General features: G+C 39.1%; 9 protein-coding genes. 5 read left to right on the forward strand and 4 right to left on the reverse strand.

Translation table 11 applies throughout. The features are described from left to right. Window positions 1–43: 43 nt before the first annotated feature. From ACWIB3_RS10730 to ACWIB3_RS10740, 3 genes are all read left to right on the forward strand, one after another. The gene (locus ACWIB3_RS10730; protein WP_185212012.1) at window positions 44–364 is read left to right on the forward strand and encodes a DUF4870 domain-containing protein; all 321 of its coding nucleotides are present in this window, start codon (window positions 44–46) and stop codon (window positions 362–364) included. Window positions 365–426: 62 nt separating this feature from the next. After that, window positions 427–1380, forward strand: coding sequence for a DUF3829 domain-containing protein (locus ACWIB3_RS10735; protein WP_454291579.1), 954 nt, complete (start codon window positions 427–429; stop codon window positions 1378–1380). A 126-nt stretch (window positions 1381–1506) separates the two neighbouring features. Beyond that, window positions 1507–2664 (forward strand): hypothetical protein, encoded by a 1158-nt coding sequence (locus ACWIB3_RS10740; protein ID WP_454291580.1) that lies wholly within the window; start codon window positions 1507–1509, stop codon window positions 2662–2664. Between the two features lie 88 nt (window positions 2665–2752). Here the strand turns inward: ACWIB3_RS10740 and ACWIB3_RS10745 are convergent, their stop codons facing one another. Next, window positions 2753–3361 carry an alpha/beta hydrolase gene (locus ACWIB3_RS10745; protein ID WP_454291581.1) on the reverse strand — a complete coding sequence of 203 codons (609 nt, stop codon included), beginning with the start codon at window positions 3359–3361 and terminating at the stop codon, window positions 2753–2755. A 76-nt stretch (window positions 3362–3437) separates the two neighbouring features. Further along, on the reverse strand, window positions 3438–4373 hold the full coding sequence (locus ACWIB3_RS10750; RefSeq protein ID WP_185212008.1) for a ring-cleaving dioxygenase: 936 nt from the start codon (window positions 4371–4373) through the stop codon (window positions 3438–3440). 180 nt (window positions 4374–4553) lie between these two features. Here ACWIB3_RS10750 and ACWIB3_RS10755 point away from each other — a divergent pair, with 180 nt between their 5' ends. After that, window positions 4554–5816: an FAD-dependent oxidoreductase gene (locus ACWIB3_RS10755; protein WP_454291582.1), complete on the forward strand. Its 1263-nt coding sequence runs from the start codon at window positions 4554–4556 to the stop codon at window positions 5814–5816. Between the two features lie 86 nt (window positions 5817–5902). On the opposite strand, the gene ACWIB3_RS10760 is transcribed toward ACWIB3_RS10755, so the two are convergent. Together ACWIB3_RS10760 and ACWIB3_RS10765 are read right to left on the reverse strand one after the other, a co-directional pair. Next, complete coding sequence (locus ACWIB3_RS10760) at window positions 5903–6706, reverse strand: response regulator transcription factor (protein WP_454291583.1); 804 nt, start codon at window positions 6704–6706, stop codon at window positions 5903–5905. A gap of 4 nt (window positions 6707–6710) precedes the next feature. Further along, a complete protein-coding gene (locus ACWIB3_RS10765; RefSeq protein WP_454291584.1) occupies window positions 6711–9821 on the reverse strand; it encodes a ligand-binding sensor domain-containing protein in 3111 nt (1036 codons plus the stop codon). A 180-nt stretch (window positions 9822–10001) separates the two neighbouring features. On the opposite strand from ACWIB3_RS10765, the gene ACWIB3_RS10770 reads away from it, so the two are divergent. Further along, window positions 10002–13169 (forward strand): SusC/RagA family TonB-linked outer membrane protein, encoded by a 3168-nt coding sequence (locus ACWIB3_RS10770; protein WP_214649466.1) that lies wholly within the window; start codon window positions 10002–10004, stop codon window positions 13167–13169.

The following is a 13169-nucleotide window of genomic DNA, read 5'->3' on the forward strand; positions in this document are numbered from 1 at the left end:
GCAATTATACACTCAATAAAGTAAAAAATTAAACAATAACATCATGAACAACAAAACATTAGCAGTAGTCGCTTACATCACACTTATTGGTTGGTTAATCGCTTATTTTTCTGGAAAAGAGAAAGCAGATGACTTTTTAAGGTACCATTTGAGACAAGGTCTAGGCATCTTCGTATTTGGTATCTTCCTTTCGATTATTTTGAACATCCTAATGATGGTAACCGGAATTTATTCCCTTGGATACATTGGATTGATCAACATCGTCTTGATGATCATTGGTGCAATCAACGCTTCAAATGGAGTAATGAAACCTCTTCCTATCATCGGTACGTTCTTTGAAAATAAATTCAAGTTCATTAGCTAGTCTGATTGAACGATCACAAAAACTATACATAAAACATTTATTCACTTAATAAACAGATCAATATGAATTACAAAAGCATATATATAGGAAGCCTTCTGGCCATGGCCTTGTTGGCGAGCTGTAACAATACTGACAAAGCAAAATCAGGTGAATCCGAAAGTACTATAGGCGGATTGTTTGGCGGGAAGGATGACAAAAACAAAGCTAGTGAAATCATTAATTTTAACAATTCCATTGTTAAAGTTGATAATTCCCAAAACTCGGCCATCCAAACCTTTGCCAATAACTTTGACAGTTTCGAAAAATACGTAAAGGATAAAGTGGAAAATCCAGAGGGTTTCATGAGCATCCCACCAATAATGATGTTCCCTCCTACTGTCCACAATCTAAAGTCCCTTGTTTATCCAGATGGACTTAGCAAAGAATTCAAACCGCTTATCGATCAGATGAATGAAAGCTTTGATGCCATCAAAGAAATCAATAAGGAGGTAGATTCTTATAAATCCGCTGAAGATTGGAAAGAAGACAAAGGGCAAAAATTAGTTGAATTAAGAGAAAAAGCAACAACCGAAATCAAGAAATACCGTGACGCTTCGACTGCTGTCTTCGCTAAATTAAAACCTCTTGCTGAGAAAGCTGAGGAAACTACCTTGGAAGGCAATCCATTGAAAGATCAATATGTAGGATCCAAAAAACTATTGGAATTAGTGCAGAATACTACCAATATCGCGTTTGAAACAGAAGATCAAGCCAAATTGACAGCTGATTTCAAAAAACAATATCAAGATATTGAAAAGCTTTACAAGGAAAATAAAGACAAAGAAATTCCAAAAGACTTTCAGCCTAAGATTAGAACCTACGGAATGTTCAACGATGATGTAAATGATTTCTTAGGGAAAATGAGGATAGCACAACGTGAATTGGATGCAAATACCCCTTTGAGCGAAGATGCATTGAGAGGATTGGATAACGCTGCTGAATCCGTTCTAAGATCATATAATGCATTTGTAGATTAAGTTTCTACAATTAAAGAGAAAATACTGCTTTTGCCTTGTAACCTCAAGGTAAAAGCATGTTTCAGTGAGAACAGAACACCCATATGGAAGCTAGGAATCAACAGCTTTCAGCAAAATCAAGCATTAATGGAAAAAAATAAATTTACTAACACTACTGCTATAATCCTTGCCCTGTTTATTTCCATGTCATTTTTCACGAGCTGTGATTCATTGACTGGCTCTAAAAAAGATTTCCAATGGAATGAGGAAGTGGCGGACTTAACAGACAAAGACCTCAAATCTTGGCTAAGAAAAGCACCTTTTTCCAATGAACTTAAAGGCAATGATAATGAAGTGATGTTCAGCAATGCTGAACAGGTATTCCCTTTCTTAGGAAAATACTACAATAGTGTAGAACGACAAATAAAAAACTATTCCGATTCTGATGCCGGACATATTTATCAGACAGAAACAGTATTGTTCCAAGATCCGCAATGGGGAGACCTTTTTGTCAATGCGGCATTGATGTACAATAATGATGAGCTTTTCTTAAATGATAGCAACATAGAGTCTGGCGACCCCATGTTTGAAGGAAAGGATGCCATATATAGTACCTACCATGGTGGCTTAATGGAAACTTCTGTCCACAGCAAGGGCCAGGATACTAAAAATGGCTTGTATTGGGGCTCGAACAGTGCGAAAACTTATTTGTTAGCCTTCTATCAAAAAAACAACTTGGTCTTTGAAGTCGCTGTACCTCTAATCGGACAAGACACTTTGGCCACATTAAATAAACTGAAAGAAGTCAACACAGCCCTTGCATTAAATGTCCCGGCGTGGACAAATGCCCAAATTAAGGATCTCAATCCTCTTGACAGCAGTGGCACCTTTTGGAAGGATCCATTTCAAGGGATTTATGCAGTAAACTACTTCATACCGACAGTTTTCCTTAAAACCTTAGATACCGATTTTAAAGAAGAACAATCCTCAACCGATGAAGTCTATCAATATTCTGCAAGCCATAATGGCGGTATGGCAAAATTCAGCACCAAAATAGCTGCCAGCACTTTAAACTTTGAAGATTTTGAAAAACAATACAAGGATTTCGCTCATTATGAATACTTCCACAAGAAAATATATTATGAAGAGAAGGAATCTGGCAATGAAATCCAGGGTAAGGCCTATGCTTTCTATAATCCTGAAAAGATATTAGAATTTGAGTACAGCTACCCTAAAAACAATCCGGAACTAAAAAAACAGATGCATTCCATCTTGAAATACGTCAAGATCACGAATCCCTACTAAAAGAAAATTGTATAGTATAGTTTATTAAGTGAAAAACCCCTTTGGTTCTAGACCTCAGGGGTTTTATTATTAAAAATAGAGAATAGACTTATTTAAAGATTGTTTCATTGACGATCTTGATTTCATCTTGAGAGATCGTATGTCCCATATTCGGATATATTTTCTCCTCTACCTGTGCTCCTAAACTGCGCATCAGCTTACTGCTTTCCTGCACACGTTCCACTGGAACATGAAAGTCAGGGTCTGATGTACCGATAAATACATTTGTACCTTTAAAATCACCTGTATAATGGTCGGCATGTAGCTTTTCACCAATCAGACCACCAGTAAAAGCAACAACACCTCCATATTTCTTTGCATTTCTACTTGTATACTCCAAAGTCAAACAAGCCCCTTGGGAGAATCCCAAGAAATAAATGTTTTCGTTCTCAATTCCCTTCTCATTGGCAATTTGCACTGCCTCTCCTATTAATTCAAGAGCGATGTCCAAATTCGGCTGATTTGAAATAATGGGCGCAATAAAAGAATGTGGGTACCAGGTATTCTGATCAGCTTCAGGCCCTAACAATAAATAATTATCGACTTTTAAATATTCAGCTAGCCCCATGATATCTTGAGCAGACCCACCTCTACCATGAATCATGATCAAGGCTTTCTTAGGATCAATTACATTTCCACTTTGATATATTTTTGACATAATCTTATTATTTAAATTTAATGACTTAACAACTTAATGTTGAGGTAGATGATAATCATCCACTTCAACAAAAATCTTATTTCAATACCGGCAAAACTTTCTCAATAGCTGAACGCTGAGGCTCGTATTGTTTTGGCAATTTTAATGAATTACCTAACTCTGCCAATGGCTCATCTACATCAAATCCAGGGTTTTCAGTAGCGATTTCGAACAATACACCTCCTGGTTCACGGAAGTACAAGGAGTGGAAATAATCCCTATCGATCTGAGGAGTAATCTGTAAACCAGCTGACATGATTTTTTCACGTAATTCCATTTGATCCACATCATCCTTTACACGGAATGCGATGTGGTGATTAGTTCCCGCGGTGTTGATTCCTCGTTGTGCGTTCTCATCAACCAAAATATCAATGATATTTGCAGTATCGATATTTTTGCTTTTGAATCTATAACGATTTCCTTCTTGAGCAATCTGTTCGTAATCCAACAAATCGGTTAAAACCTTTGCCGTTGGCTCTACATCCCTTAATGTTAAAGTACTGTTATGAAAACCTTTAGTAGCTACCTCTTTACCTACTTGTTCAGTAGACCAGCCAATTCTATTATCCGCATCTTTTGGAACAACCAATGATAGATTCAATCCATCAGGATCCAAAAATGGAAGATACAACTCTCCAAAACGCTCAACGGCTTCTCCGGTCAATACATTGTTTTTTCCAAAGCGTTCTTTCCAAAACTCTAAACTTCCTTCTGGAATCGAATAAGCAATTTCTGTTGCCATTCCGCCGCCGGTTCTACCTTTGCCAATACCTTCCCAAGGGAAAAAGGTAAGGATAGTTCCAGCATTCCCTTTTTCATCTCCATAATAGAAATGATATGTTCCTGGATCATCAAAATTCACGGTTTTCTTTACCATTCTTAACCCAAGGGTATTGGTATAGAAATCGTAGTTTCTTTGTGCCAAATTAGCGATGGCTGTTATGTGGTGTAACCCTAATACTTTATTGTTCATCTTAATATTCCTTTCTATTTATACCTTAATTATTTGCTTTTGTTTATCTGCTATACAAAGGTGACTAAATCCGTATAGTTGTGCATTGATGTATGGTAAGAAGTATCTCCCTTTAGTAACTAAAGTTACAAAGCCAAGGTTTTCATAATGTTAACTTTATACTAACCAATATTTAGACTTATGGACACGCATTATAGAATCATCATCATCGGTGCTGGTACGGCAGGCATTATGACTGCCGCCCAACTGCTCAAAAAGGACCCCAACTTAGAAATTGCCATTATTGACCCAGCCAAAAAGCACTATTATCAACCGGCATGGACATTAGTTGGAGCTGGAGCCTATGATTTTGACAAAACTGTTAGACCCATGAAAGACTTGATCCCCGAAGGTTGCACCTGGATCAAGCAAGCCGTAATTTCCTTCTCTCCAGAAAAAAACAGCATTCAACTGGACAACGGAGAGGTTCTTGAGTATGATTTCTTGATTGTTGCCTGCGGATTGGTCAACGACCTCAGCCTAATCGAAGGGTTGCAAGAGGCTATTGACAGAGGTGTGGCCTGCTCCAATTACATCGATCCAAACTATACCTGGAAATGCATCCAAAACTTTAAAGGTGGAAATGCAGTTTTTACCCAGCCGACAACCCCCATAAAATGTGGCGGCGCTCCACAAAAAATAATGTACTTGGCATGTGACTATTTCAAGAGAAATAATTTGGCTGATCAAGTAAATGTAACATTTGCCACTCCGGGATCAGTAATTTTCGGTGTAAAGGTCATTGCGGACACCCTAATGAAGGTCATCGATCGGTACAACATCAATTTTAAACCTTTCTATGCACCAATAAAAATAGATTCAGATAAAAGAATCATCACCTTCAAGAGTTCAGACCCCAAGGATAACGAATGTGTGATAAACAAGGGTGACTCCGATGAAGTTCCACAACAAATGGAACAATTGATTGAAATACCTTTTGACCTATTGCATTTGGCACCACCTCAAACAGCTCCCAAATTTGTCAAAGACTCTATATTGGTCAATGATGCTGGTTGGTTGGATGTAGACATCAACAGTATGCAACATAAAAGATTCGCCAATATCTTTGGACTTGGTGATGTGGCCGCCTTGCCTACTGCAAAAACTGGAGCAGCAATACGAAAACAAGTTCCTGTAGTAGTTGACAACCTCTTAAAGTTGATCAAACTACAAGCGGCAGACAACAAATCCTATGAAGGATATTCTTCATGTCCACTCGTAACAGGTTATGGAAAGATGGTGTTAGCAGAATTTAACTATAAAAATGAATTTACGCCAGACCCCAAATTGAAACAGATGCTGATCAAGGACAGCAGTAAAGAGCATTGGCGCCTTTGGTTATTGAAAAAATATTTATTACCCCACCTGTATTGGAACAAAATGCTCAAGGGTGAAGAGGTATAACAAAGACACACTCTACCTATCATTTTTTTAAATTAGCGATGCAAACTGGTTGGCAATTCTGTCGGCCAGTTTCTTTTTTGGAAGGATTAATTAAATCTAAACTTCACCAGCTTCTCCTGTTGGAACCTGGCTTCCCACTCTTTTGGACTGTAGCCAAAATGTTTCTGGAAATTCCGTATAAAATGGGAGCTCGAGCTGAATCCAACCATATTGGAAATCTCATAAACCTTATAGGATCCACTGTTTAACAACTGTGAGGCTTTCTTCAGCCGAAGGTTATTAATCAATTCATTGGGAGATAAATTGGATGTTTGCTTGATCTTTCTATACAAGGTAGGTCTACTGATGTTCAACTTATCCGCCAGGAACTCCACACACAAGGAAGTATCATCGATATGGTCCACGATCAGTTGTTGTAACTTATCCATAAAATCTTCCTCTATGTTCGTATGCAACAACAATTCGTCAGGGTCTTGCTGTTGTGCATAATGTTCTTTCACAAACATCCTGTTTTTCAATAGGCTCCTGATCTGTGCCTGAAGGAATGAGGGTGAAAATGGTTTCTCTATATAGGCATCAGCCCCATACTCCAAACCCTCAATTTTTGCCTGAAGGCTGTTTTTCGCTGTTAGGATGATAAAAGGGATGTGCTTGTAATTCTGGTTTTTCTTGACCTGCGCACAGAGCTCAAAGCCATCCATCTTAGGCATCATCACATCCGATACGATTAAGTCGATATGTTGTTTTTGGAGGACCTCTAATGCCAGATATCCATCATGAGCCTGTACGATATCATAGTCATCACATAGATCATCTGTCAAAAAATCTAAGATTTCCTGATGATCATCTACCAATAGAATTATTTTGCGGACTTCTAATTCTTGTGACATTCTATTATAGGTTTTTAGGAATAGCGAGAACGAATATATTTAAATTTTCGGAATTCTCTACATACCTTAGGTCACCCGAATGTAGCAAGGCAAAAGAATGTGCCAATGCCAATCCTAATCCGGATCCTTCAATTTGACTGTGCTGATTCGAACGATGGAATGGTTTAAATAACAGGTCCACTTCCCTTCTATTCAATATATGACCATCATTTTTCAGTTCCAATATCCAGTAATTCAACTTATCATCATCAATCAACTGGATATCCACCATTTTATCAGCGTACTTAAGCGCATTCGAAAATAGATTTTCCACAATCTTACTGATCATGTCCTCATCAATCTTTCCGAATATGCCTTCATTAATATCTTGTGTCAATACAATGCCTTCGATCTGAAAGGAAGTCTGATAGTCTTTAATAAACTCCGTGATAAACTCGGAAATATTACATACTGTAAGGTTCAACTGTTTTTCATCGGTCTCTACCTTTCGGAAATCCAATATGCTATTGGTCAGCCGGACCAGCTTTTCAGTATTCTTATGCATGGTCGTCAAGAGCCTGTCTGTCCTATCCTCTCCTAAATTTTTATTGTCAACCAGCTTTTCCAATGGTCCTTTGATTAAGGTCAGCGGCGTCTTGATATCATGGGCGACCTGCGTAAAGAAATCCAATTTTGCTTGATACAATCTCCTTTCTCGATTAGCATTGATTTCCATCAGATGCCTGCGATTTCGCTCCTTAATCTGGTTATCAAAATATTGATAGATAAAAAAGACCAGTAGAATAAGGATTATAGCATATACGGCAAATGCCAATCCGCTTGCCCAAAAAGGTTTGCGAACTTCAATTGGAATCGAAATCTCATCAGAAATTATCCTTCCTTGGCTATCAAGAGCTTTTACCAGCAATTGATATTCTCCCGAAGGCAATTTGGTATAATACGCTTTGTTTTCTTTGGACAGGACCCAATCTGAATCAAAACCTTTCAACTTATATAAATAAGATGTAGATGCGGCATCCACATAGTTCAACGCGGCAAAGTCAAATTGAATCGTAGACTCATCATAATCCAGTAAAACCTTATCATAGTTTAACTTGGTAAATTCCTGTCCATATTCATAATTGACCTCTAGGTTTCTTTTGGATGATCTGGCAAAAGTAAAATAGATAGGCACCATAGTTTCGGTATTCCTTTCTCTAAGAAGGGAATCAGGATGAAATTTTATCAATCCATTGGTGGAACCAAAGTATAGATTACCTTCCTTATCCTTAAACATGGAGTTATAGTTAAACTGTAAATTCGATAAACCAAACTCCTTATTATAAACACTTAACACATATGTATTAATATCTATACTGATCAACCCATTGGTACTGGACAGCCACATATTTTTATTTGAATCCTCCTGCATGGACAGGATTAGATTACTCGGCAAGCCATCCGATTTGGTGAAACGCTTGACGATCTTATTATCTTCCGAACAGATGGTTAGGCCATTCTCCGTAGCGATCCAAATTTTACCTTCTGAATCCTGTTGAATTCTATTGGTCCTATTGCTGTTGATACTCGACTGATTATCCCAATCATGCTTAAATACCTGACTTGATTTCAATTCTGGATCAACTAGATATACACCATCTCGCCAGGTAGTCAACCAAATCCTGCCCATTCGATCTTCCAGCATCGAAGTGAAAAATATGGAGTCAGGAACGGCTTCCACTATTCGGAACCTATCCTTTCCAGGGAAAAACTCATACAAACCATTTGGAGTCGTAAAGAATACTCTTCCATTTTTAGTTTTGTATGTGCTCATGACGAAATTGGACCCTAATTCCGATTGGGTATTTTCTCGGTTATAATGTGCAATGATCTTCTTGTTGTTGATATTGATTATATCCAGACCATTATTGAAAGTTCCTACCAAAAGGCTGTCACCTACGATTTCCAGTCCATGTATATTATTATGCGACAGACCGTTCTTGGTAGAAAAATGCATGAAACTATTATTGCGCTTATCCCAGAAATTTAGGCCGTTATCTTCGGTTCCTATCCAAAGATTCCCATTTTTATCCTGTCTTATTTCACGGACAGCATTTCCAGAGATCGAATTAGGATTCTCCATCGGAAATGTTCTTTCAAATAGATTGTGCTTATGATGGAAATAATTGAGTCCTCCAAAATAGGTCCCGATCCAAATCCCGCCTTGATGGTCCTTTAGGATACTGTACGCCGCGTTATCTGAAATTGACCAGGGATTGTCTCGCTCATGGCAGAATACTCGCCAAGCATTGTCCCTGGTATCTAAAACAACCAATCCTGATTCTGAGGCTATCCATAATTCATGGGCATTTATTTTTTTGATATCCCGAACAAACAACCTGGTTCCATTTTTTACAAAAGGAATTACCTGTTCAAATACCTTAGACTTTAAATCCAGCGATATCAAGCCATTATGTTGTGTCCCGATCCAGATTTTGTCATCATCTTCAAAGGCTATGGATTCTACATTAAGGGATCTATCCTTATTTACCTTGAATAGAATTTTGTGCTTCCCATCAACCGAGAAAAGGCTTTGGTGACCAGCAGCCCAGACCTCATTCTTTGAATTCTTTGTTAAGGAAGTCACATTGATCTCAGAAAAAAGAGGTTCAGCTTTAAGTTCCAATCCTTTGGAATTCAACTTAAAGAGTTTATAGCTGGAAAGGAACCATAAATTCTCCTTTCCATCATGCTGCATCTCAATGATTTCTTTCATTTCAGTGCCAGGCACCAGTTTGAAGGTTTCCGTATTAGCATGAAATTTATACAGTCCATTATCCGTTCCAACCCATAGGACGTTATATTGGTCGACCAAAAGGCAAGTAATATAATTGCTGGCTAGGCCATTCCTTGCTTCAATATCACTGAAGTACTTCTTAAAGGTGTACCCGTCAAACCTATTCAGTCCATCCTTGGTCCCAAACCAAAGAAATCCATTTTTGTCCTGGGTACTGCACAAGACCGCATTATTGGATAATCCTTCGGTAATATTGAGATGATCAAAATTAAATACCTGTCCCCAAACCCTGCCAAGCAAGGAAATCAGAAGCACAACAGATATCAACAGGTTTCTCATCAGATAGGTTTAATAAGGACAAAATAACAATTTTCCCGATAAAGAAACACTTAGCATCTGTAATAAGCTGCTTGTAACAGGCTTTGATACAAAATGGCTATAAATTGAGATAATTAGTCAATTTAATGAAAAGCCCCCTCTTTAAATTTGAGTATCAATTATATACTAACCAATCTTCCAATGAAAAAAAGAAATCTAAACTCTTTGCACATTCGGTATTTATTGCTTTTGGGCTTATCGATGCCATTGGTTCCTATGTTTGTCCATGCTCATCCAGTTACCTTTCGTGCTTCAGCATTACAGCAACAGGAAGTAAAAGGTACTGTTCGCAATCAACAAGGTGAACCATTACAAGGTGTAACAGTATTCCCCAAATCAAGACCAAATGCTGGCACCGTAACTGATGAACAGGGAAATTTCACCGTCACTGTTACTTCAGCTAACGAAACCATTGTTTTTAGAAACATTGGCTATGTTACCCAAGAGCTTCCAGCGAGCAACAATATGGCAATCAGCTTACAGGCTTCAGATGATAACCTGGAGGAGATCGTTGTTGTTGGTTACGGTACACAGAAGAAAGAATCATTAACCGGAGCTATTTCAACGGTAACTTCTAAAGATATCGCAAGGTCGGTTGCTGCCACTACTTCGGGAGCCATGGTCGGAAAGATCGCCGGTGTAAACAGCCGGATGCCAGATGGTCGTCCTGGTGCATCAACCAGTATCAATATCCGTAACATGGGAACTCCACTTTATGTTATCGATGGGGTACAGAAAGATGAAGGACAATTTAACAACCTGGACTTTAATGACATCGAGAGTATCTCTGTTCTAAAAGATGCTTCTGCCGCCATTTATGGTGTGCGAGCTGCGAACGGAGTTGTCGTGGTAACGACGAAAAAAGGATCTCGCGGTGATAAAAATGAATTCAATATCAATTCATATTATGGCTGGCAGAGCATGTTTAGATTCCCTAGACCTGCAAGTGCAGCTACCTATGTAAAAAGTTATATCCAATCTGACGCCATCTTGGGCATCCCCAACCCACAGTACACACCAGATGATCTAGCGAAATGGGAACAAGGAACGGAGAAAGGATACCGACCTTGGGACTGGTATGATTATATCTTGGAAACAAGCCCACAAAAATACCTTTCCGGAAGCGTATCAGGTGGTTCTGAAAAAATCAATTACTACTTAAGTGCCGGCCACTTAGACCAGCAATCTATCATCAGAAATTATGGTGGTTTCAAAAGGACCAATGTTCAATTGAACCTAGAGGCCAATGTATCGGAAAGATTAAAGATCGGTGGTAACTTGAATGGTCGTATAGAGAAACGTAGACAACCAGGTGTACCGGGTGGTGATGATACTTGGCAAGCTTTGTTTGCAATCTATAGAAACTTACCTACCGCAAGACCATATGCCAATGATAACCCATTGTACCCAGCAAGGACAGCTGCCAACACCGAAACAAACTTCGCGATGTTGAATTATGATCTTTCTGGTGAGTTTAGGGATACATGGCGTGTGATGCAATTGAATTTCAATGCAGAATACAAAATCAATGACCATTTGAAATTGACAGGTTTAATGGGCTATTATCTAGCGAACCGCTGGATGGATAACCAAGAATATACCTATAAGCTTTATGGTTATGATGAAGCGACCGATACCTATCCAGTGGTCTTCAGCATGGACAATCCTTGGCGCGAGCGTGATATCCGAATGATCGAAGAATTAAGCTATCAGGGAACCTTGAACTATAACCGCACATTTGGAGAACATACCATTGCCGGTGTATTTGCTGCCGAGGCCATTCAAAGAGATACCCCAAGATTCTGGGCGCATGATAGACCTGCTTCAAATGCACTATCATTGATGTATTTCCAAACGATGGACCAATTTGATGATTTCGGTAATGACACGCAAGCTAGAGCAGGTTTCGCAGGTCGTATCAACTATGATTTTGCCCAAAAATACCTCTTGGAATTATCGGCACGTTATGATGGTTCTTGGAAGTTCCCAGAAAACAACCGTTGGGGTTTATTTCCATCAGTTTCTGCAGGTTGGAGGATTTCACAGGAGAATTTCTGGAAAGAATCAAATTTCGGCTCCAAATTCACCGATTTCAAGGTGCGTGCATCTTATGGTGTTTTGGGAGATGACAACCTAGACCCTTGGAACTATTTCGCATTTGGCTTTATGCCAGGATACACCTACAAACAAGGTGGTTCCGTGATCAATGGAAACTATGTGGTAGGTGCACAGCCTCGCGGATTACCAGTGACTACCCTATCATGGATCAGAGCGAATACCTTTGATGTGGGGGTTGATTTCGCCTTGTTCGGCGGTAAATTATCCGGTTCATTAGATTACTTTAACCGTAAAAGAACTGGTTTACCAGCCTCTAGATATGATGTATTGTTACCTACTGAAGTGGGCTTTGGCTTACCCTATGAAAACCTGAATTCTGATATACACCGTGGTATGGATGGTAGTATTATGTGGAGCAGCACCCTACAGGACTTCAGATATAATATTGGAGGTAACTTCACATTTGCTAGACAGATTGATGGTGAACAATATAAACCAAGATTTGGAAATGCTTGGGATCAATATAGAGGGTCAATCCTAAACCGTTATGCCTTCTTGAACTGGGGCTATGAGTCCCTTGGACAATTCCAAAGCTGGGATGAGATCCGTAACTATGATGTGGACAATGATGGCCAAGGCAATACCAGCCTTCGTCCAGGTGACATTAAATACAATGATGTCAATGGCGATAAGGTTATCAATGGACTAGATCAGCGACCAATCGGTTATAGGCAAGGTGGATTACCTTACTTGAACTTTGCCGTTAACCTTGGTCTTGGATACAAGGGATTCGACCTTGCTGCGGATTTTACCGGTGCATCATTCGCTTCTTACCGCGCAAACTGGGAAGGTATGCTACCATTTCATGATGGAGGTAACAACGCTGGGTATTATATGGAAAACCAATGGATGTTGAGCGACATCACAGATCCAAACAGCGACTTGATTCCCGGTAAGTTCCCGACATTGATCAGAGGAAACCAAAACCACAGTAACTATTGGCATAGTGACTTTTGGGTCATGAACGTGACCTACCTAAAATTAAGAAACCTTCAAGTAGGCTATACTTTGCCAAGTAAAATGACAGAACGATGGGGATTCAGGAACATTCGTGTGTATTCCATGATGCAGAACGTATTCAGCATCGATAATTTGGGCGAGATGAAAATAGACCCAGAAATCACATCCGAGTCTGGAATCCAATACCCTACTAACCGAGTTATCAATGTGGGATTAAACCTAACTTTTTAG

The sequence above is a fragment of the Sphingobacterium sp. NPDC055431 genome (genome assembly GCF_053644255.1).

Coding starts and splice junctions, on each gene's coding strand:
- ACWIB3_RS10730 (WP_185212012.1), top strand. CDS start 44: ATGAACAACAAAACATTAGCAGTAGTCGCTTACATCACACTTATTGGT.
- ACWIB3_RS10735 (WP_454291579.1), top strand. CDS start 427: ATGAATTACAAAAGCATATATATAGGAAGCCTTCTGGCCATGGCCTTG.
- ACWIB3_RS10740 (WP_454291580.1), top strand. CDS start 1,507: ATGGAAAAAAATAAATTTACTAACACTACTGCTATAATCCTTGCCCTG.
- ACWIB3_RS10745 (WP_454291581.1), bottom strand. CDS start 3,361: ATGTCAAAAATATATCAAAGTGGAAATGTAATTGATCCTAAGAAAGCC.
- ACWIB3_RS10750 (WP_185212008.1), bottom strand. CDS start 4,373: ATGAACAATAAAGTATTAGGGTTACACCACATAACAGCCATCGCTAAT.
- ACWIB3_RS10755 (WP_454291582.1), top strand. CDS start 4,554: ATGGACACGCATTATAGAATCATCATCATCGGTGCTGGTACGGCAGGC.
- ACWIB3_RS10760 (WP_454291583.1), bottom strand. CDS start 6,706: ATGTCACAAGAATTAGAAGTCCGCAAAATAATTCTATTGGTAGATGAT.
- ACWIB3_RS10765 (WP_454291584.1), bottom strand. CDS start 9,821: ATGAGAAACCTGTTGATATCTGTTGTGCTTCTGATTTCCTTGCTTGGC.
- ACWIB3_RS10770 (WP_214649466.1), top strand. CDS start 10,002: ATGAAAAAAAGAAATCTAAACTCTTTGCACATTCGGTATTTATTGCTT.